At 66.6% G+C, this 19,262-nt stretch carries 20 protein-coding genes; 7 read left to right on the top strand and 13 right to left on the bottom strand.

Annotated features, from left to right (window positions below; genetic code table 11):
* Positions 1-28: 28 nt before the first annotated feature.
* Positions 29-637, bottom strand: a complete 609-nt coding sequence (locus ACWPM1_RS03105; protein WP_455693378.1) for a hypothetical protein — start codon at positions 635-637, stop codon at positions 29-31.
* Between the two features lie 43 nt (positions 638-680).
* Here ACWPM1_RS03105 and ACWPM1_RS03100 point away from each other — a divergent pair, with 43 nt between their 5' ends.
* Positions 681-1,076 (top strand): hypothetical protein, encoded by a 396-nt coding sequence (locus ACWPM1_RS03100; RefSeq protein WP_455693377.1) that lies wholly within the window; start codon positions 681-683, stop codon positions 1,074-1,076.
* A 28-nt stretch (positions 1,077-1,104) separates the two neighbouring features.
* Here ACWPM1_RS03100 and ACWPM1_RS03095 read toward each other — a convergent pair whose 3' ends face one another.
* On the bottom strand, positions 1,105-2,352 hold the full coding sequence (locus ACWPM1_RS03095; RefSeq protein WP_455693376.1) for an RsmB/NOP family class I SAM-dependent RNA methyltransferase: 1,248 nt from the start codon (positions 2,350-2,352) through the stop codon (positions 1,105-1,107).
* 55 nt (positions 2,353-2,407) lie between these two features.
* Between ACWPM1_RS03095 and ACWPM1_RS03090 the strand changes: the two genes are divergently transcribed.
* Complete coding sequence (locus ACWPM1_RS03090; RefSeq protein WP_455693375.1) at positions 2,408-2,563, top strand: DUF1674 domain-containing protein; 156 nt, start codon at positions 2,408-2,410, stop codon at positions 2,561-2,563.
* Here ACWPM1_RS03090 and ACWPM1_RS03085 read toward each other — a convergent pair.
* Genes ACWPM1_RS03085 through ACWPM1_RS03070 form a run of 4 tightly spaced genes read right to left on the bottom strand, consistent with a single transcriptional unit; the run spans position 2,560 to position 8,072 of the window.
* On the bottom strand, positions 2,560-3,978 hold the full coding sequence (locus tag ACWPM1_RS03085) for a cytochrome P450 (RefSeq protein WP_455693374.1): 1,419 nt from the start codon (positions 3,976-3,978) through the stop codon (positions 2,560-2,562). The genes ACWPM1_RS03090 and ACWPM1_RS03085 overlap by 4 nt on opposite strands.
* A gap of 37 nt (positions 3,979-4,015) precedes the next feature.
* Positions 4,016-5,023 (bottom strand): ferrochelatase, encoded by a 1,008-nt coding sequence (gene hemH / locus ACWPM1_RS03080; protein WP_455693373.1) that lies wholly within the window; start codon positions 5,021-5,023, stop codon positions 4,016-4,018.
* Complete coding sequence (locus ACWPM1_RS03075; protein ID WP_455693372.1) at positions 5,020-7,326, bottom strand: molybdopterin cofactor-binding domain-containing protein; 2,307 nt, start codon at positions 7,324-7,326, stop codon at positions 5,020-5,022. The genes hemH and ACWPM1_RS03075 overlap by 4 nt, the downstream gene beginning before the upstream one ends.
* Complete coding sequence (locus ACWPM1_RS03070) at positions 7,302-8,072, bottom strand: Mrp/NBP35 family ATP-binding protein (RefSeq protein WP_455695115.1); 771 nt, start codon at positions 8,070-8,072, stop codon at positions 7,302-7,304. The genes ACWPM1_RS03075 and ACWPM1_RS03070 overlap by 25 nt, the downstream gene beginning before the upstream one ends.
* A gap of 279 nt (positions 8,073-8,351) precedes the next feature.
* On the opposite strand from ACWPM1_RS03070, the gene hflK reads away from it, so the two are divergent.
* The 3 genes from hflK to ACWPM1_RS03055 are packed head-to-tail and all read left to right on the top strand — an operon-like array spanning position 8,352 to position 11,982.
* Entirely contained in the window at positions 8,352-9,503 is a 1,152-nt protein-coding gene (gene hflK, locus ACWPM1_RS03065) for an FtsH protease activity modulator HflK (RefSeq protein ID WP_455693371.1), read from the top strand.
* Positions 9,503-10,351, top strand: coding sequence for a protease modulator HflC (gene hflC, locus ACWPM1_RS03060; RefSeq protein WP_455693370.1), 849 nt, complete (start codon positions 9,503-9,505; stop codon positions 10,349-10,351). Before hflK ends, hflC begins: the two co-directional genes overlap by 1 nt.
* 35 nt (positions 10,352-10,386) lie before the next feature.
* Complete coding sequence (locus ACWPM1_RS03055) at positions 10,387-11,982, top strand: Do family serine endopeptidase (protein WP_455693369.1); 1,596 nt, start codon at positions 10,387-10,389, stop codon at positions 11,980-11,982.
* Between the two features lie 66 nt (positions 11,983-12,048).
* On the opposite strand, the gene ACWPM1_RS03050 is transcribed toward ACWPM1_RS03055, so the two are convergent.
* The 7 genes from ACWPM1_RS03050 to ACWPM1_RS03020 form a co-directional block, all read right to left on the bottom strand.
* Complete coding sequence (locus tag ACWPM1_RS03050; protein ID WP_455693368.1) at positions 12,049-12,435, bottom strand: PilZ domain-containing protein; 387 nt, start codon at positions 12,433-12,435, stop codon at positions 12,049-12,051.
* Between the two features lie 22 nt (positions 12,436-12,457).
* Entirely contained in the window at positions 12,458-12,829 is a 372-nt protein-coding gene (locus ACWPM1_RS03045) for a hypothetical protein (RefSeq protein ID WP_455693367.1), read from the bottom strand.
* 136 nt (positions 12,830-12,965) lie between these two features.
* Positions 12,966-15,155, bottom strand: coding sequence for a transglycosylase domain-containing protein (locus ACWPM1_RS03040; RefSeq protein ID WP_455693366.1), 2,190 nt, complete (start codon positions 15,153-15,155; stop codon positions 12,966-12,968).
* A gap of 71 nt (positions 15,156-15,226) precedes the next feature.
* Positions 15,227-15,628 (bottom strand): peptide-methionine (R)-S-oxide reductase MsrB, encoded by a 402-nt coding sequence (gene msrB / locus ACWPM1_RS03035; RefSeq protein WP_455693365.1) that lies wholly within the window; start codon positions 15,626-15,628, stop codon positions 15,227-15,229.
* 45 nt (positions 15,629-15,673) lie between these two features.
* Positions 15,674-16,345 carry a glutathione S-transferase family protein gene (locus ACWPM1_RS03030; RefSeq protein WP_455693364.1) on the bottom strand — a complete coding sequence of 224 codons (672 nt, stop codon included), beginning with the start codon at positions 16,343-16,345 and terminating at the stop codon, positions 15,674-15,676.
* Between the two features lie 68 nt (positions 16,346-16,413).
* Positions 16,414-16,845: a hypothetical protein gene (locus tag ACWPM1_RS03025; protein ID WP_455693363.1), complete on the bottom strand. Its 432-nt coding sequence runs from the start codon at positions 16,843-16,845 to the stop codon at positions 16,414-16,416.
* Between the two features lie 91 nt (positions 16,846-16,936).
* Positions 16,937-17,290 (bottom strand): hypothetical protein, encoded by a 354-nt coding sequence (locus ACWPM1_RS03020; protein ID WP_455693362.1) that lies wholly within the window; start codon positions 17,288-17,290, stop codon positions 16,937-16,939.
* Between the two features lie 96 nt (positions 17,291-17,386).
* On the opposite strand from ACWPM1_RS03020, the gene ACWPM1_RS03015 reads away from it, so the two are divergent.
* Positions 17,387-18,808: an NAD-dependent succinate-semialdehyde dehydrogenase gene (locus tag ACWPM1_RS03015; protein WP_455693361.1), complete on the top strand. Its 1,422-nt coding sequence runs from the start codon at positions 17,387-17,389 to the stop codon at positions 18,806-18,808.
* Between the two features lie 73 nt (positions 18,809-18,881).
* Entirely contained in the window at positions 18,882-19,256 is a 375-nt protein-coding gene (locus tag ACWPM1_RS03010; RefSeq protein WP_455693360.1) for a VOC family protein, read from the top strand.
* Positions 19,257-19,262 lie beyond the last annotated feature (6 nt).

Genomic DNA, 19,262 nt, shown 5'->3' with positions numbered 1-19,262 from the left:
GCAGCCCCCTCCGCCTCTTGCCGTGCCGCTACCGCTTGCAGGCCTTCCCCTCGTATTGGAAGCGCACGACGGCATACTCGCTGCCGTTCCAGCGCTGCACCGGAAAGCAGAAGCCCTGGCCGCCGATCTCGATGTCGGGCCAGCCCTTCACGCCTTTTGAGTTCAGCACCGTCGGTATGCCTTGGCTTCGGGTGATCAGCTTCCAGCTTTTATCGGCCTGCTTGCTGACGATAGCGAAGCCGACTTCATCGCCGCCGTAGCAGAAGGTGCTGCCTTCGGTGATGATCGCTTCGGGCCGGCCATCGCCGTTGAGGTCGCGGACCTGTTCGATCGTGCCCGGCGTGTAGATGCTGTCCGGCGGCGCGTCGCACGCTCGCCACTTTCCCTTTGACAGCTTGAAGCCCGCGGCACGAAAAGCGGCCGCGCTGTCCGCGCTCGATAGCTGCACCTGTGCGACGGCGGGCAGGGCCAGTAGCACCAGGGGCAGGAACGACAGTGGATTGACGCGCATCACGCTCTCCAGCGAAGGAAGCGGCCCGCGCCAGCCTAGCCCACCCGGCGCAGGGCGCAACGCCCGCGACATATCCACCGGATATTCGGGCAAGGACGCCCGAGCCAGAGAGCGGACAGGCAGCAAACCGCCGCTTGCTGTCATCGGCTGAGGGTGCGAGGTTACCTCAGTGACTAAGCTACTTGCCCAAAGACTGATTGCCGTGCCGTTCCTCACGTTGGGGGCCTGGTGTCTGTTTTTTCCGCACGCGGTCGAGGCGATCGTGATCACCCCGGCGCACTACCACGGCACCACCGAGACAGCCTTGCTGATCGGTTGCTTCGGGGCGCAGGCTGTTCTTTCCGGATTGTTCGCAGCCTTCTCGGTGTTCACCCGAACGACCTTCCTCGTTTACGGGATAACGCTGCTGCCATTCTTTTGGTTCAACTACTGGTTCGTTTTCGTGGTGCCGGTGTTCAACGAATGGATGGCCCTCGACCTGATCGCCAACTTGGCCATGCTGGCCCTCTGCGTTGCCGGATATCGAGCGGCGGATGGCGGCCCGGCGCGTTACGCCAGGCGCTAACCCTGGATACGTCCGAGACGTACCCGCTTCACTCCGACGCTATCCACCGCGCGACGAAGAACCCGTCCAGTCCGCCCCACTGTGCCAACATCGCCGGATCGGTGCGCAGGCAGCCCTCGGGCGTGGGCGCCAGGCCCGCGGGCAGCTCGGATGCCATTATGGGGAGCCGGTCGAGCGCGACCCGCACGGCCTGATTTTCGCCCTCCGCGGGCTCGAGCGAACACGTCGCATAAACCAGCGCGCCGCCCGGAGCGAGCCAGGCGTGGGCGCGGGCGAGTAGCGCGGATTGCAGATCGGCCATCTCGGCGATCTGGCGCGGGCCGATGCGGTGGAGCACGTCGGGGTGGCGGCGGCAGGTGCCGGTTGCGGTGCACGGCGCGTCGAGCAGGATTGCGTCGTAGGGCCGGGTGGGCTCCCAGGTCAGCGCGTCGGCAGCGACGACTTCCGCCGTCAGCCCGGTACGATCGAGGTTCTCGACCAGCCGGTCGAGCCGCTTGGCGCTCTTGTCGAGGCTGGTGACTTGCCAGCCGGCGGCGGCGAGCTGGAGCGTCTTGCCGCCCGGTGCGGCGCACAGGTCGAGCACGCGCTTGCCTTTGCCTGCTTCAGGGCCGGCCCCGAGCAGTCGCGCGGGGATCGAGGCGGCGAGGTCCTGCACCCACCACGCGCCTTCATCGAACCCCTCGAGCCGCTCGATCGCGGTTCCACGCGGCAGGCGGACATGGCCGGGTGCGAGGCTGGTGCCGCTCAGTTCCTCCGCCCACCGGTCCGTGGCGCGCCAATCCTTGAGCGACAGGTCGAGCGGCGGCGGTTCGGCCAGCGCGGCGGCGATCGTCCCCGCGCGCGCGCGCCACCGCTCGGCGACGGCGGACGGTAGCGTGGGCACGGCAGGAAGCGCGGCGCCTGCCTTCATCACGGCCGAGAACACGCCGTGCGCCAATCGACGGGGTCCGCCCGCGAGCAGCTCGAGCCCAGTGGCGATGGCGGCGTGCGGGGGGGTGTCGAGCCGGAGGACCTGCGCCAGCATCATGCGCAGCACCATACGTGGCTTGGCGTCGGGCGGCAGGTTGGTCGGGGTGGCACTGTCGATCAGCGCATCGAGATCGACCAGCCAGCGCAAGGTCTCGCCGGCGATCGCCCGGGCCAGGCCGCGGTCGCTCTGGGTAAGGCCGCTCGCCACGGCCCGCTCGGCCAGCTCGAGCGTCTCGCCCCGGCGCATGACCGCGTCGAGCATCCGCAGCGCCGCGGTGCGCGCGGCCAATCCCTGAACTTTCGCCATGCCTGCGCCCCTATCGGCGATTGCGCTCGCGCGCCAGCACGCCCATCTTTGCAGAATGGAACGTGCGACCAAGCGCCCCGAGGAATTCGCCAAGCCGGCGCACTGGTCGAACGAGCCGGCGCCCAAGCCGGAACCGCCCGAGGTGGACGAGGAACTGAGCCCCACCCGCTATGGCGACTGGGTGAAGAACGGCATCGCGATCGATTTCTAGAGCGGTTTGAACGTCACCTTCAGCCCGTCTTTCGGCTTGGGGATGGGCCACGGCTGCCACTCGGGCGCGTAACCCTCGGCCACCTCGATCCGATACCGCTGGAGCAGCTGCGCCATCAGGATCTTTACCTGCATGTAGGCGAAGTGCAGCCCGAGGCACATGTGCGCGCCGCCGCCGAACGGGACCCAGGCGTACTTGTGACGCGCTTTCACCTTATCGGGCGTGAAGCGCAGCGGATCGAAGGTCTCGGGGCGATCCCAGTATTCTTCCATGTGATGCGTCAGGTGAATGTTGAAGCCGCACGCGGTGCCGGCCGGGATGCGGACGCCCTTGAATTCGAAGCTGCGCAGCGCGCGGCGCGGGATCGAGGGAACTGGCGGGATCAGCCGCAGCGATTCCTTGAACGCCATCTCCATCAGGTCGAACTTGGGCAGGTCGTCGTACGTCGCGCCGCGCGGCGTGCCCTTGGCGTCCGGGCCGCCCGTGATCGCGAAGACTTCCTGCCGGATTTTCTCCTGCCACTCGGGATGCTTGGCGAGCATCCACACGAAGCTCGTGGCGCTCGAGGTTATCGTGTCGTGCGCCGCCATCATCAGGAAGTTCATGTGGTCGACCACCTCGTCGACCGGCAGCAGGTTACCCGCCTCGTCCGTAGCGGTGGCGAACTGGCTGAACATGTCCTGCCCGGTGCCCTCGCCCGCGCGGCGCTTGAGCGTCTCGCGGGTGAAGTAGTCGACCAGGAACTCGCGCCCCTTCACGCCTCGTCGCATCTGGGTGAAGGGGAGTGGCTTGCGCACCGGGGTGATCGAGGCCTGCACCATGTCGACGAAGGCCTGGTTGATCTTGTCCGATTCCGGCCCCCACGGCACGCCGATGAAGCTGTCGGCGGCGAGCTCGAGCGTGAGCTTCTTGATTGCCGGGTAGAACAGCATTTCGCCGCCCCAGTTCGCCACGTCCTTGGCAATGCCCCGATCGAGCGCGTCGGCGTAGTGCCGCATCGGCTCGGGCTTGAAGGCGATCGACAGCGCCCGGCGGTCGGCGCGGTGCTTCTCGAAATCGAGCAGCATCAGCCCGCGCGGGAAAAGCCGGTGAAGCGTAGGGCCCCAGCCTTGCTCGGAGGAAAAGATCTTGTCGCGGTCGAACAGCAGCAGCTCGTTCGCCTCGGCGCCGATCAGCATGACGTGCCAATGGCCGATGGTCTTGTTCTTGTAGACCGGGCCGTACTTGCGGAACATGCTCCAGTGGAACCCGTGCGGGTCCGCCAGCATGCGGAACAGGTTGCCGATCACAGGCGGCCCCGCGTCGCCCGGAATGTGGGCGAGGTCGGCGTCGGTAGTGCGCCAATCGGACCAGTGGCTCGGCCGGGGTTCGGCCGCCTGATGGGGTGCGAGTGTCGGTTCCGCGAGCGTGGCCACAGAAGGCTCCTTAGTTACTTACCGCAGTGTAAGTTGCCTAGAGCCACCCGGCAAGCTCGCGCCGCACCAGCGCTTCGAGCATGTCCATGCCCGGTTCGCGCGCATTGAGGCAGGCCAGCGCGGCGAACTGCTCGCCGCCACCTTCGAGAAACTGCTCGCGCCCGCGGATCGCCAGCTCTTCGAGGGTTTCGAGGCAGTCGGCCGAAAAGCCAGGGGCAGCGATGGCGAGCCGCTTGATTCCCGCTCTCGCTTGCTCCGCCAGCACTACATCGGTCGCCGGCTCGAGCCATTTGGCCCTTCCGAAGCGGCTCTGGAACGTCGTTTCAATTTTCAACCCGGGCCGATCAAGCGCTTCATCGACCAGTCGGGCGGTCTTGCGGCAATGGCAGTGGTAGGGGTCGCCGAGCTGCAGCGTACGCTGCGGCATGCCGTGAAAACTGAGCAGCAGCACCTCCGGGACGAAGTCGAGCGCGTCGAGTTGCGCGCCGATATCGGTCGCCAGCGCCGCGATATAGGCCGGATCGTCGTGATAAGCGGGCAGGGTCCGCAAGGCGGGTTGCCAACGCATTGTCCGCAGCTTTTCCGTTGCCTTGTCCACAACCGTTGCCGTCGTAGCCGCGCTGTATTGCGGATAGAGCGGCGCGAGCAGGATACGCTGGCACCCGGCGTCCATAAGCATCTGAATGGACGCGCCAATTTCGGGTCGGCCGTAGCGCATGGCGTGGGTGACCTTCACCCCTTCGCCCAGTCGCTCCTGCAGCTTTGCCGCTTGCTCAGCGGTGATCGCCGCGAGCGGCGAGCCCGCTTCGGTCCACACCTGACGATAGGCGTGCGCGCTCTTCTTCGGCCGGGTGTTGAGGATGATGCCTCGCAGGATCGGCTGCCAGACCAGTGGGGGAATCTCCACGACGCGCCGGTCGGAAAGGAACTCGGCAAGGTACCGTTTCACCGAGGGCGCGTCCGGCGCGTCCGGCGTACCGAGGTTGACCAGCAACACGCCGATCTCGCCGGTCTTCACCAGTGGATGATCCGCTGACGGTATCATAAACCCTCCGAAAGCAGCGGCAGCCGGCGCAGGCGCAGGCCGGTCGCGGAATGAAGCGCATTCGCAATCGCCGGAGGGGCCACGGCGACGCCGACCTCGCCCGGATCGGCAGGGTCACCTTCCCCCTCGACCAATTCGACGTAGATTTCCGGGCAATCGGCCAGTGTCGGCAGGTTGAGGCTGGCGAGCCGACTCGCGGTCGGCAGGCCGGCTTCGTATTGCAGCGCCGAGCCGGTCGCCAGACTTGTGCCGAACACCAGCCCACCCTCGATCTGCTGGCGCGCGATGTCGCGGTTGACTACCCGCCCCAGATCCACAGCCACTGAAAGCCGCTCGACCCGCACGCCGCCTTCGCCGGCCCTGGCCGTCGCGACGCAGGCGATGCGGGCAACGGGCCCGCCGCTCGCAGGGTCGCCGATCCGCCAGCAGGCGATGCCGTTGCCGCTCTGCTTGGCGCCGCCGTCCCACCGGGCGAGCCGCGCTGCACGTTGCAGGCATTCTGCCAGCCTAGGGTCCTCGCCGAGCAGCGCCATGCGGAAAGATAGGGGCTCCCGCCCGACACGCGCGGCGAGCTCGTCGATGAAGCTTTCGACTACGAAGGCCAGATATCCGTGGGCGTTGCCGCGCAGTCTTCCGGAGGGCAGGCCGACGTCGACCGGCACATGATCGATAGCCACGTCGGCGACGGTGTAGGGGCTGGCGGCGCCCTCGAAACTTAGCGGGTCCGGTGCCCCCACCGTCGCAACCCTTGCCGACAGGGCGGTCTTGTTGCCGAACAGGCGCTCCCCGAACTCCGCGGTGGTTGAGGGCATTGCCACTCGCAGTCGCAGCGCCGCCGGGCTCCCGTCGACCGCCGTCCAGGCACTTGCGAGGCACGCGAGGGGCGCGCGGGGCCGGCCGGCGACCATCTCCTGCCAGCGCGACCAGATTAGCTGGACGGGTGCGCCGACTTCAGCGGCGATAACTGCCGCTTCGATGGCATGATCGTGCTCCAGTCGCCGGTCGAAGCTCCCGCCGGCCGCCATCGGGTAGAGCACCGCATCGGCCGCATCGATGTCCACCGACTTCGCGGCGGCTGCCTTCGCCTGGGCGGGCGCCTGGCTCGCCACCCACAGTTCGAGCTTTCCGTCGGCCACTCGCGCGGTGGCCGTCGCGGTTTCGAGCGTCGCGTGCGTCGCCGGCGCCACTTCGTAGCGGTAGGTCACCGTCGGCGCACCGCGGCCAGCGTCGCCGTTGCCGCGGGTCACGATGCGGCTCGCCTCGCCTTCGGTGAGCGCGATATCGAGGGCGTGTGCGATTCGTTCGCTGCTTGCACGATCCTCTGTGCGCCAAACCGGCGCCATCGCGGAAAGTGCCTGCTCTGCGGCCCACCAGGTATCGGCAACGGCGGCAATCCACCCACGCGCCTTGACCACTTTGCGTAAGCCGCGCACTTGAGCCCCCGCCGCCTCGTCCAATCCGAGCAGCTCGCTGTCGCCGATCGCGCCGTGCCGGATGGAGGCATAAAGCATTCCCGGCAGCCGGACGTCGCCGGCAAATGGAAACGTGCCATCGACCTTCGCCGGGAGATCCAGGCGCGGCCATGCGGTGTTGAGGCCCGCTTCGCCCATGTTGCCCGGAGGGTCGGCGAACGGCACAGTCCTCAGCGGTGGTGGATCGGGCGGATCGTAGCCTGCCGCCTCCTCGGCAAGTGCCGCGAAGGTCAGGTGCTTACCTTTATGGTAGACCACACCCGCGCGTACCTCGCACTCCTCCCACCGGACGCTCCATCGGTCGGCCGCCGCCATGCACAACATGCCGCGTGCGGCCGCGGCAGCCTCCCGAGCCGGCGCCTCGAAGGCAGCAAGCGACATTCCCTCGGCCGTCGCTGTGAAGCCCTCTCCTTCGGCCCAGCGACGCGTGAAGAAGTCGCCGGGTTCGTCAGCGGCCCCGGATGCAAAGGGCATCCACAACGGCGCCCATTTCGCAGCGAGCGGAAGATTGGGGTAGGCGCCCGACACCGGGGCGGGCTCAACGGCCACCTGCCGCCAGTCAGCGCCCATCTCGGCCGCGACGATCTGGGGAATTAGCGTGGTCACTCCCTGACCCATCTCGAGCTGCGGCACAGCCACGGTTAGCACGCCATCGCGGGCGAGCTTGAGCCAGGCTGAGAACGCCCACTCGCCTCGACCGGGTGTGAGGGGGGTGCCATAGTTACGCGGCCAGAGCCCCCAGGCTAGCAACAGGCCGCCACCGACTGCGGCACCGGCCAGGAGCCCCCGTCGGTTGAGCCGCATCGTTACGCGGCCCTCGCGTCGAGCCACGCGGAAACCTTGGCGGCGATCGCCGCGAACGTGTCCGCGGCCGGCCCCTCGCCGGCGGCGGGCGGTTCACCGGCGTCGCTTGCCTCGCGAATCGACAGCGTGAGCGGAATACGGCCGAGGAACGGAATGCCGGCGGCAGTCGCGACGTCTTCCACCCCGCCCCGTCCGAAGGGATCGCTGACCTCGCCGCAGTGCGGGCAGGTGTAACCGGCCATGTTCTCGACCAGACCGATGATCGGGACCGGCCCCTTGGCGAACAGTTCGGCGGCGCGCTGCGCGTCGATCAGCGCCAGGTCCTGCGGCGTGGAGACGATCACCGCGCCCGCCGGGCGATGCTTCTGCAGCATGGTGATCTGCACGTCGCCGGTCCCCGGCGGCAGATCCAGCAGCAGCACCTCGGTATCGCCCCACACCGCATCGACGAGCTGGCCGAGAGCGCCGCTCGCCATCGGCCCGCGCCACGCGAGCGCCTTGCCGGGCTCCACGAGGTGGCCCATCGACAGCATGCGAACGCCGAAGCGACTTTCTACAGGGACGAGCTTGTCGCCCTCGGCCAGCGGCCGCACACCCTCGGTGTCAAGCAATGTCGGCTGGCTCGGCCCGTAGATGTCAGCGTCGACGAGCCCGACCTTGCGTCCGCTTCTTGCCAACGCGACCGCTAGGTTGGCGGTGAGCGTCGACTTGCCCACTCCCCCCTTGCCGGAGCCGACCGCGATGATGACCGGGCCCCCCGGCTTATCGGCCATCACGGCAACGCGAACTTCCGTCACCCCCTCGCTGGTGCCGAGAATCTCGCGGACAGCGGTCTCGATGTCCGCGCGGCCATGAGCATCCAGGCCCGCCCCGTCGAGGATCGCGGTCACCCTGCCATCACGCAGCTTAAGCGACCGTACCCGCCCTGCCACGGTTTCCGGCAAGCGGGCCTTCATCGTGTTCTCGTCCATCGGCCCGGGGCACTAGCAGCAAATTCGCCGCGGCCACCCCTGTTTTTCCCCGCTGCGCTTCCTATAAGTGACCGCATGGACATGAAGGATGGGTTGGGACGCGTGATCGGCCTCGCGATGGCCGGGAAAAGCCCGTGGGGCGGCAAGAAGCCGGGCGATGCTCCAGGGCCGGACAAGGCGGGGACCGGCGAGACGCCGGCGCTGCCAGAGGAGCCAGCCGCGGAAAAGCCTGCGAAGCCGAAGGGCCCCCGCAACCCGTGGCTTCCCCCCAGTGACGAGCCTCGCCGTTCGGCGAGCATCGAGGATATCTTCAAGAACCGCGGACCCGAAGGCCCGCGTCGCGGGCCGTTCGGCGGCGGCGGCGGTCCCGGGTTCCGGCTTCCTGAGCGGCCCGGCGGCAAGAGCTGGTTCCCGGTGGCCGTCGGCGCGATCGCGGCGGTCTGGCTGGGCTTTTCGATGTTCCATCAGGTCGGTCCCAAGGAAGAAGGCATCGTCACCACCTTCGGCCAGTATTCGCGCACGCTCACTCCCGGCCTCAACACGACATGGCCCTGGCCGATCCAGCAGGTCGATATCGAGGAAGTCAGCCAGTTCCGCGACGAACAGATTCCGCAAGGATCGACGCAAAAGCTGATGCTGACGGGCGACCAGAACCTTGTTGACCTCAGTTATAACGTCCGCTGGTCGATCAAGGACCTGAAGCAGTTTCGTTTCCAGCTTTCCGAGCCCGAGCAGACCGTGCGGGACGTGGCCGAGGCGGCCATGCGCGCCTCGGTCGCTCAAAAGACGCTCGACGATGTGCTGTCCGGCTCGGGCCGCGCTGATATCGAAGGTGCGGTCATGGCCCGCATGCAGGGGATTCTCGACGGCTATCGCTCGGGAATCCAGGTACAGGGCGTGCAGATCCGCAAGACCGATCCGCCGAAGGAGGTCGAAGAAGCCTTCAAGGATGTATCCGCCGCGCAGCAGGACGCCGATGCTGAGATCAACCGGGCCGAGGCCTACGCTCAGCAGATTCTCGCCCGCGCACAGGGCGATGCCGCGTCGTTCGACAAGATTTATGCCGAGTACAAGCTGGCTCCCGAGGTCACGCGCCGGCGCCTTTACTACGAAACCATGGAGCGCGTGTTGCGCCAGAACGACAAGACCGTGATCGAATCGGGCGGGGTCACATCTTACCTCCCGCTGCCCGAGATCCAGAAGCGCGCTCGTCCCGCTCAGGAGGCGCAGTGATGGAAAGCCTTTGGGAAACTCACAAGACCTCGATCATCGCCGTGCTGGTGGCGCTCGTCGCCGCGTGGTCGAGCATGGTCGTCGTGCCGGAGACCGAGGAGGCGGTGATCATCCAGGCCGGCCGGCCCGACCGCGTCGCCAACCGCTTCCAGCCCAACGCGCCTTATGGTGAAACAGGTGCGGGGATCGTGCTGCGGATTCCTTTTTACGAACGGGTCGAACGTATCGACAAGCGGGTGCTTAACGTCGACATGGAGCCGCAGACTGTCCTTTCGACCGATCAGCTCCGGCTCAACGTCGATGCTTATGCGCGCTATCGCATAATCGATCCGGTACTGATGGTGGAGACTGCGGGCACACTGACGACGGTCGATGCTCAGCTGTCGCAGATTCTCTCCTCGGTTGTGCGGCAGGAACTGGGGCGGCGCTCCTTCGCATCGCTGCTCGCCGCGGAACGCGGGACGACGATGGCCAACATCACCCGCCTGCTCGATGCCCAGGCGCGCAAATACGGTGCGCAAGTGATCGATGTACGGATCAAGCAGGCCGACCTGCCCGACGGCACGCCGCTCGAATCGGCTTTCCGCCGCATGCAGTCCGCGCGTGCGCAGGAGGCTGCGACGCTTCGCGCGCAAGGGCAGAAGAACGCCCAGATCATCCGTGCCGAAGCCGAGGCCCAGGCCGCAAAGATTTACGCGGCGGCGTATGGCAAAGACCCGGACTTCTACGATTTCTACCGGGCAATGCAGAGCTACGACACCACGTTTGCGGCAGATTCGAAATCGGGCAGCACGTTCGTGCTCGATCCCGACAACGAGTACCTGCGCCAGTTCCGCGGAGCACGCTGAACCGGCACCTAACCGTTCAATCGCGGTTAAGCCCCATGGGCGTGATTTTCGCGCCGGGGACTGACGAGACTTTTGAGAAGGACGAGACCCTCGTGCGATATTCTTACGGACTGACTTCCGCGCTGCTGCTCGGCGGCGCAGCCTTTACCCTAGCGACCGGGTATCCCGCCGGGGCACAGGTCGCCCAGAACGACGATAGCCAGATGGCCCGTGTTGTGCCGCGTGCGGGAGCACCGGAAAGCTTTGCGGACCTTACCGCGCAACTCCAGCCGGCGGTGGTCAACATCTCGACCCGCCAACGCATCCAGGTGCAAACCCAGAACCCCTTCGCCGGCACGCCTTTCGAAGGCCTGTTCGGCAATCGTGGCGGCAATCCCGCCCAGCCGCAGACCCGCGAAGCGCAGTCGCTCGGGTCCGGCTTCATCATCTCGGCCGACGGCTATGTCGTGACCAACAACCACGTGATCGCGCCTCAGGGCCGGGGCGAGGTCGAGGAAATCACCGTGACCATGTCGGATGGAACGGAACTCCCGGCGAAGTTGATCGGGAACGACGCCTCATCAGACCTGGCAGTGCTCAAGATCGACCGGCGCGAGCCATTCCCGTTCGTGCGTTTCGGTGATTCAAGCCAGGCCCGTGTGGGCGACTGGGTGATCGCCATTGGCAACCCGTTTGCCCTGGGCGGCACGGTCACCTCGGGGATCGTTTCGGCAGTCTATCGCAACACAGGCTCGGGCGGTGCTTACGACCGCTACATCCAGACGGACGCCAGCATCAATCGCGGCAATTCGGGCGGCCCGCTGTTCGACATGCAGGGCAACGTCATCGGCATCAACAACGCAATCTTCTCGCCCTCGGGCGGAAGCGTCGGCATCGGCTTTGCCATTCCCGCCGAGATCGCCGCGCCCATCGTCCAGAAGCTGCGCGCCGGGCAGGATATCGAACGCGGCTATCTCGGGATTTCCATCCAGCCGGTTAGCGGCGACCTCGCGGATTCGCTCGACTTGCCGCAGAACCGCGGCGAGTTCGTCCAGTCGGTCGAGCCCGGCCAGGCTGCCGACAAGGCAGGCATCAAGCCGGGCGACGTCGTAACCAAGGTCAACGGTCGCGACGTGACGAGCGAGCAGACACTCTCCTTCATCGTCGCCAACGTCGCACCCGGAACACGCATCCCCGTCGAGATTTATCGCGACGGCGAGCGCCGGACGGTGACTGCGGTCGTCGGCAAGCGCCCGAGTGACGAGGAACTCGCCCAGGCGCAACTGTTCAACAACGACAACCAGACGGACGATAACCGGCCCACGCCCAACACCGGTGGAAGCGGTGAAGCGCTGGCGCAGAGCCTTGGCCTGCAGGTGGCACCGATGACGCCCCGCTATGCCCAACAGCTTGGCGTTTCGGCGGATACCGACGGCCTCGTCATCCTGGGCGTCGATCCCAATGCCGATGCTGGCCAGAAGGGACTGCAGGCAGGCGATATCGTGGTGACAGCTAACTACCGGCCGGTCGCTGCCGTTACGCAGCTGGAAGCCATTGTCACGGAGGCCAAGTCAGCGGGCCGCGAAAGCGTGCTTCTGCGGATCCAGCGGCGCGGCCGCCCGCTGACCTACGTGCCGATCCGCCTGCGCTGATCTTTCGTTCCGAACCGAGCTATCGAGACCCCGCCCGGCGAAACCCGCGGCGGGGTTTTCGCCGAGTCAGGCGGCCGGCCGCAAAAGACGCCGCAGCCAGTGAGCGATAGGCGCCAGCGACATCGACCGCGTTTCCTCGACCACCTCAGGCTCGATCTCGACGACGGGGGCTTCTTCCAGGCCGAGCATTACGAGCAGATCGGGTGACAAGGGCCGATTGAACTTCAGTCCCGCGGCTCGGGGACCGGACCACATCACCTGGCCGGTCACCCTTCGGCCCGGGCCGAAATCGAGATGCACCGTCGAGCCTTGCGGCACCGCCATCACGTCCAGCGTACGGAACCGGCAGCCAGTGCGGGAGACGTCGATCAGGCGCGCGCGACATGGCGTCGCGGGAACACGGCAGACCGCCGACACGTCACACTCGAGCCTTTCATCACTGCGTCGTTCCACGGTGCGACCCCTCACACGAGCCTTACCGTGGACGCCCGAGGCCCGAGCCGTCGCGGCCGGGTTCATCGGACTCCTCGTCGTTGGCGGGCGGGTTCTCGCGCACGATGTGATCGAGCACCGCGGGGTGAAGCGGGCGATCGAACTTGAAGCCTGCCTCGTCGGCGGCCGACCACCGCAGTTCGGCGCCTAGTACTTCGAGTCCGGCAAAGCGTACAGCGTAACCCGCCTTGTCGGTCACGGTATGCGATCCGAGACTGGTGTTGAAACCTTCAGTCGAGAGGTCGGTAATCTCGATCGACTGCCTGGCGCCGCGGCTCGACGCCAAGGCCCCGTCGATGCGGGTGTCAAAACGAACAGATGCTCGCCGATCCTTGCCATTGCCCAACTCACCCACGGTCCAAGCTCCTACATCATTGAGAATGCGACCGTTATGTCGGGGATTTAAAGGCGAGTTACGAATAGCCCCTTAACATATGCGCAGATTTTCTGGCGGGTTTTTGCAGTTATGCGACCCTGTCTGGCGCAGCCGGCTAGTTCCCCGGTCGGGCCGTAGCGGCTGGTTGCGGCGGAGGCAGGCCGGTGGCCCGTGGCCGCTGGGTCGGTGCCGGCGGGGGATTGGCGGGGCGGGCGCCGGTCGCACTGTTGAGGAAATCGTCGCTGGCCGCCTGAGTGGCTTCGTCGCTCGGAGGTGCCGGGCGCCGCGCCGGTTGGCCCGGCACTTGCTCGCCCTCGGCAGGGAACGGATCGTCCTGCCCTGTCCCCGGGCGCTGCGGCTCGACCAGATTACCCTGCTCGTCGATGTAGTAATATTCGTCTGGATCACCGCCGAACATATACTCTTCGTCGGGCTCGAGCTGCCATTCCGGAAGCTGGAGGTCCGTCTTGAACTGTTCGACAGGGCGATTGCGAACGGCGTAGCGCATGTAGGCCGCGAACGCGCGCGCCGGCGCGGTGCCACCCTGGAGGCCGGGCACTGCCTTAGCGTCATCGCGGCCCATCCATACACCGGTGGTGATGCCGCTCGAGAACCCTAGGAACCAGCCGTCCTTATTGGAACTGGTCGTGCCGGTCTTGCCCGCCACAGGGCGCCCGATCTGTGCCGCGCGCCCCGTCCCGGTGCTCACCGCGGTCTGCAGGAGATCGGTCATCCCGGCCGCGACGTAGTCCGGCACCAGCCGCGTGCCGGCTCGCCGCTCATGGCGATAGAGCACATCGCCGCCGGTGGTCGTCACCTTGACAATCCCGAAGGGTTCGATGCCCATGCCCCCGGCCGAAACGGCAGCAAAGGCGCGGGTCATGTCGACCACCCGGGTCTCGCTGCTGCCGAGCACCATCGCAGGGTAGGTCGAGATCGGCGTAGTAATGCCGAACCGCCGAGCCATGGAGGCGACGGTGCCAAAACCGACTTCGTTCCCGAGTTGCGCGGCGACCGAATTTTTGGAGTAGGCGAAAGCGGTGCGTACATCGATCTGCCCGGCGTACGCGCCGCCGTCATTCCGCGGGCTCCAGCCATCGATGGTGACCGGCACGTCCTTGACGCTGTCTTCGGGGGTGTAGCCCGCTTCCAACGCCGCCAAATAGACGAACAGTTTCCATGCCGAGCCCGGCTGTCGTACGGCCTCGGTCGCGCGGTTGTAATTGGTCGCCACGTAGTCGGTGCCGCCGACCATTGCGAGCACCGCTCCGTCGCGATCGAGACTGACGAGAGCGCCTTGGGTGCCGCGCGGAACGTTGGCCTTGATCGCCGTCGCTGCCGCCTGCTGCATGCCCACGTCGAGCGTCGTCCATACCTCGATCGGTTCGAAGGTCTCCGGCAGGAGGATTTCGAGCTGGGGGAGCGCCCAATCGGTGAAGTAGCGGACGGAGTTCTGGCTCGTGTCCTTCTTGAGCTTGACTGCACCGGGATCGACGTCGGCCTCGCTGGCGCTGATCCGCCCCTGCTCGCGCATCAGGCGCAGCACCACGTTCGCCCGACCCACGGCGGCATCGACGTCGGCGGTGGGAGAATAGCGGCTCGGCGCCTTTACGAGGCCCGCGATGATCGCAGCCTCCGCGGTCGAGAGCTCGGTCGCCTCGTGGCTGAAGAACTTGCGGCTCGCTGAGTCGATGCCGTACGCCCCGCCGCCGAAGTAGACCTTGTTGAGATAGAGCTCGAGGATCTGCTGCTTGGAGAACTTGCTCTCCAGCGCCAGCGCAAGAACGATCTCCCGCAGCTTACGGTCGATCGACCTGTTCGAATTGAGGAACAGGTTCCGGGCGAGTTGCTGCGTGATCGTCGACGTCGCCTGCAGACGGCGCTCGCCGGTAACCCAGATGTAAACCGCACGGGCGAGGCCTATCGGATCGACCCCGGGATGGGAAAAGTAGCGGCGATCCTCAACCGAGATCATCGCGTCCTTCATCACTTCCGGAATCTGCGAGCTGTTGAGCCACTTGCCGTAGCTGGGCCCGAGTTCGATCAACTCGGTCCCGTCGCGCGCGCGGACGACGATCGTCTGGCCCGGCTGGGTGGCCTTGAGCGCCGAGTAGCTCGGCAGCGAGCGTGCGGCGAACAGCACGGCTAAACCCAGGAACAGCGCGGCGAGGATCCCCGCGGCCCCGCCCCAGATCAGCCCGCGACGGACCCACAGGCGCCAGCCCACGCGTTCCTGCCGCTTGGGCTTTGCTGGCCGGCGGCGCTGCGCCTCGGCCGCCGCGCGCCGGCTACCCCGCTGAGCCATCTAGCTTTATCCGCACCCTCATGCCTCTCGACACGGGGGTGCATAGGCCAGATGTAACGCCGCGTGAACGGCTATTCCTTCGGCTTGAAGTCGAGCGAGGCCGAGTTGATGCAATAGCGCAGCCCTCCGGCGTCGCGCGGGCCATCGGGAAAGACGTGGCCGAGGTGTCCCGCGCAATTCGAGCAGACCACTTCGGTGCGAACCATTCCGAGAGTGACGTCGCGGTGCTCGTCGACCACGCCATCCGCTGCGGGCGCTGTGAAGCTCGGCCAGCCGGATCCACTATCGTACTTGGCGTCGCTTTCGAACAGCACCTGCCCGCATCCGGCACACCGATACTCGCCGTCGCCTTTGTTCTTGTCGTACTTGCCGGTGAACGCGCGCTCGGTGCCGCCTTCGCGAAGCACCTGGTATTGCTCCGGGCTGAGCTTCTGTCGCCAGTCGGCATCGCTCATCTGCTTGGGATCGACCATCGGAATTCTCCTTCAGGCGGAATATGGGAAGCGCCGCGGCGCGGCTCAACCATCGACCTGAGCGTAGTGGACCGGCGGCTGGATGACCTCCATTCGCTCGGTGAGCAGAGGCCGGAAGCTGGGCCGGCTCTTGAAAACGGCGTACCAGCCACGGGCCTGCTCGTGCCCCGTCCAGTCGATCCCCCCGAGATAGTCGGCGACCGAGATTTGCGCCGCCGCTGCCAGATCGGCGAGGCTCATCGTACTACCGGCGAGCCATGCGCGGGTGTCCACCAGCCAGTCGATGTATTCGAGATGTTCGTGCGCCAGCTTCATCGCCTCGCGCAGCACGCGGCTGTCGGGCGGCTGACGCAGGACCAAGCGCTTCTTCATTCGTTCGTGCAGCAGCGGCGCGACCACATCGCCGTAGAAATTCTCGTCGAACAGGGCGACCAGCCGGCGGATCTCTGCCCGGTTCGCCGCTGTCCCGTTTATCATCGTGGCCTTGTCGACGGTTTCTTCGAAATATTCGCAGATGGCGCGGCTATCGGCGAGGACGATGCCCTTGGCCTGGTCCTCGAGAACCGGGGTGCGGCCGGCCGCGTTCAGCCGCCAAAAGCCTTCGGAAGCCTCCCACGGGTTCTCACGCCAAAGTTCGTAGCCGACGCCCTTCTCGCTGAGCAGCAGGCGAACCTTGCGGCTGAAGGGGCAGAGCGGAAATTGATAGAGGCGCCACATTCGCGCCGGTCATGCACCAGCGCCGGATGCAAATCCACCGCGCGGAGCGGATTTAGACGGCGAAAAAATCAGTCCGGCAGATTGGCCCGGGCCACCGCCTCGCGCATCCGCTCGGCCATTTCGCGCAGCGCGGGCATCATAGCGCCGACGCCGCCGGCCATTCCCGCCATGGCGCCCATCATCCTGGGCAGACTTTCGCGCACCTTGCCAGGGACATCCTCCGCCTCGGGAGAAACCTTGCGCAGCGTCATGTCGGGATCGACCTCGTCCGGGTCTTCGCCGGCGGCCTGGGCCACCGCGCGCGCGAGGGGCGCAAGCGGCACGTCGAGCAGCGCTTCGCTGGCGGCGGCCATGCCTTCGGCCATGGCCTCCTGCGTCGCAGGATCGCCGAGAGTACGTTCGATTTCGGCGGTGGCTTGCTCGGTGTCGGCGGCCTGTGCGAGCGCCGGCAGGGGCGCGGCAAGAACGACGACGGCTGCGGCAGCGGTCAGATTACGCATGACTGGTCCTTCCCGATAAGCGGGCGATTCGTGCGAAAACTATGTCAATGAAGCGCTTGATCGGGCCTGAACAAGCGCTCGACCGGCCGCATCAAATGCCGGATGCGTCGAGCAACAACAGGCAAGGCGGCATCGCAGCGTTCAATGCCCCTGCTTGCGCCAGCGCCTTTGCCTGATCGGCGAGACGCAGCGCTACCAAGTCCCGGCTCCAGCCCGTTTCATCCATGATCTGCGCCGACGCGCGCACGAAGTATTCGCGGCCGCGCACGGCTAGCGGCGGCCATTGGCGGCCCTCCCCGCGAGCCTGGGCGGCTGCGCCGAGCGCGAACACGGCCGAGCACTTGAGCGCGCTGGCTTGCTGGAGCGTCAGAGGCGCGGGCTCCGGCGCCTGCGCGGACAGGGGAGCGGCGAGCAAAAGCGCGAAAGGAGCGAGGCGGATCGACATGGCGCGAGCCTAGCCCGACGCACCTGAACCGCGCCAGTCCGCATTGACGCCGGTTCCCCGGCGCGCCAACGCGGCAGCAACACAAGGGAGTTCCGCATGACCGATTGCCATCTGCTGATCGCCGGAGAGAAACTGGGCGGTGCCGGCCGGAACAGCCAGGATCTGCTCGATCCGGCAACTGGGGAAACCATCGGGAAAGTCGCCCACGCCACCACTGAGGACCTCGACCATGCGCTCGACGCCGCGCAACGCGGGTTCAAGACCTGGCGCGAGACCTCCGCGGATCAGCGCACCGCCGTGCTGCTCAAGGCCGCCGCGCTCATTCGCGAGCGCGCGAAGGACATCGGCACCACCATCACCCGCGAACAGGGCAAGCCCCTTAAGGAGGGTATCGGCGAAACGATCTACTGCGCGATACTGCTCGAGTTCTACGCGCAAGAGATCAAGCGCATCTACGGGCGCACGCTGGTTCGCCCGGCGGGCCAGCGGGTCGAGGTCCAGTACCATCCGGTCGGCCCGGTCGCGGGCTTTGCGGCGTGGAACTTCCCCGCGCTCAACGTCATGCGCAAGATCGGCGGCGCGCTCGCGGCCGGTTGCTCGACGATCGTCAAGCCATCGGAAGAAACCCCCTCGGCCGGCCTCGCGCTGGTGCAGGCCTGCATCGACGCCGGCGTCCCGGGGGACGCGGTGCAGTGCGTGTTCGGCGTGCCCGCGGAAGTCAGCGAGCATCTTCTGGCGAGCCCGATCATCCGCAAATTGACCTTCACCGGCTCCACCGCCGTCGGCAAGCACCTCGCGAAGCTCGCCGCCGAAGATCTCAAGATCGCCACCATGGAACTGGGCGGCCATGCGCCGGTACTGGTGTTCGCCGATGCGGATATCGACAAGGCGCTCGACACGATGACGGGCAACGCCTTCCGCAACGCCGGGCAGGTCTGCGTCAGCCCCACGCGATTTCTCATCGAGCAGCCAGTGTACGAGCGTTTCCGCGACGGCTTCGTCGAGCGCGCCAAGGCGATCAAGGTCGGCAATGGGTTCGACGCCGCGACGGAGATGGGCCCGATGGCGTCCGATCGCGGGCTCGAACGGATGGAAAGCCTGATTGGCGACGCGAAGACGAACGGCGCCCAATTGCTGGCGGGCGGGGAGCGGATCGGCAACCAGGGCTACTTCCACCAGCCGACCGTGCTGGCGGAAGTCCCGACCGAAGCCGCCATCATGAACGACGAGCCGTTCGGCCCGGTCGCGATTCTCAATCCGATGGCGAGCGAGGACGCGATGATCGCCGAAGCCAACCGGCTTCCTTACGGTCTTGCCGCCTATGCCTGGACTGGCAGTGCGGCGCGTCGCCGCCGGCTTGCCGCCGAAGTCGAGGCGGGCATGCTGGCGATCGACACCGGCGGCGTTTCGGCGGCCGATGCGCCCTTCGGCGGGGTCAAATGGTCAGGCTACGGCAGCGAGGACGGGCGCGAGGGCGTGCTCGCCTGCATGGTGCCGAAGACGGTGCACGAGGGCTGATCGGCGCACCCTATTGACCGGGGCCGCGCGGCCTATACGAGTAGCAACTCGCAACGGAACCAGGGAGAAAGCGATGTACAGCCATATGATGGTCGGATCGAACGACATCGAGCGTTCGAAGAAGTTCTACGACGCCACCTTCAAGGCCATCGGCGGGCGCGAAGCGATACAGGACGACAAGGGCCGGCTTATGTACCTGCACAACGGCGGCGCTTTCCTCGTTACCAAGCCGATCGACGGCCAGCCGGCGACCGCCGGTAACGGCTGCACCGTCGGTCTCGCGATGTCGCCCGAGCAGGCCGACGCCTGGCACTCGGCCGGCGTCGCCAACGGCGGCACGGCGATCGAGGATCCGCCGGGCGAGCGCCCCGGCTCGGGAATGTACCTCGCATACCTACGCGATCCCGACGGCAACAAGCTCTGCGCGTTGCATCGAATCCAAAGCTGACAATCT

Source organism: Tsuneonella sp. HG249, assembly GCF_053819205.1.
The sequence above is the reverse complement of the archived record's forward strand: the minus strand, read 5'-3'. Positions and strand labels throughout refer to the sequence as shown.

What these genes read in the sequence shown, in the direction of transcription:
- ACWPM1_RS03025 (WP_455693363.1), bottom strand. Translation starts at nt 16,845, where the DNA reads ATGCGTAATCTGACCGCTGCCGCAGCCGTCGTCGTTCTTGCCGCGCCC.
- ACWPM1_RS03095 (WP_455693376.1), bottom strand. Translation starts at nt 2,352, where the DNA reads ATGGCGAAAGTTCAGGGATTGGCCGCGCGCACCGCGGCGCTGCGGATG.
- msrB (WP_455693365.1), bottom strand. Translation starts at nt 15,628, where the DNA reads ATGGTCGATCCCAAGCAGATGAGCGATGCCGACTGGCGACAGAAGCTC.
- hflK (WP_455693371.1), top strand. Translation starts at nt 8,352, where the DNA reads ATGAAGGATGGGTTGGGACGCGTGATCGGCCTCGCGATGGCCGGGAAA.
- ACWPM1_RS03090 (WP_455693375.1), top strand. Translation starts at nt 2,408, where the DNA reads ATGGAACGTGCGACCAAGCGCCCCGAGGAATTCGCCAAGCCGGCGCAC.
- ACWPM1_RS03040 (WP_455693366.1), bottom strand. Translation starts at nt 15,155, where the DNA reads ATGGCTCAGCGGGGTAGCCGGCGCGCGGCGGCCGAGGCGCAGCGCCGC.
- hflC (WP_455693370.1), top strand. Translation starts at nt 9,503, where the DNA reads ATGGAAAGCCTTTGGGAAACTCACAAGACCTCGATCATCGCCGTGCTG.
- hemH (WP_455693373.1), bottom strand. Translation starts at nt 5,023, where the DNA reads ATGATACCGTCAGCGGATCATCCACTGGTGAAGACCGGCGAGATCGGC.
- ACWPM1_RS03010 (WP_455693360.1), top strand. Translation starts at nt 18,882, where the DNA reads ATGTACAGCCATATGATGGTCGGATCGAACGACATCGAGCGTTCGAAG.
- ACWPM1_RS03020 (WP_455693362.1), bottom strand. Translation starts at nt 17,290, where the DNA reads ATGTCGATCCGCCTCGCTCCTTTCGCGCTTTTGCTCGCCGCTCCCCTG.
- ACWPM1_RS03015 (WP_455693361.1), top strand. Translation starts at nt 17,387, where the DNA reads ATGACCGATTGCCATCTGCTGATCGCCGGAGAGAAACTGGGCGGTGCC.
- ACWPM1_RS03030 (WP_455693364.1), bottom strand. Translation starts at nt 16,345, where the DNA reads ATGTGGCGCCTCTATCAATTTCCGCTCTGCCCCTTCAGCCGCAAGGTT.
- ACWPM1_RS03070 (WP_455695115.1), bottom strand. Translation starts at nt 8,072, where the DNA reads ATGGCCGATAAGCCGGGGGGCCCGGTCATCATCGCGGTCGGCTCCGGC.
- ACWPM1_RS03055 (WP_455693369.1), top strand. Translation starts at nt 10,387, where the DNA reads ATGGGCGTGATTTTCGCGCCGGGGACTGACGAGACTTTTGAGAAGGAC.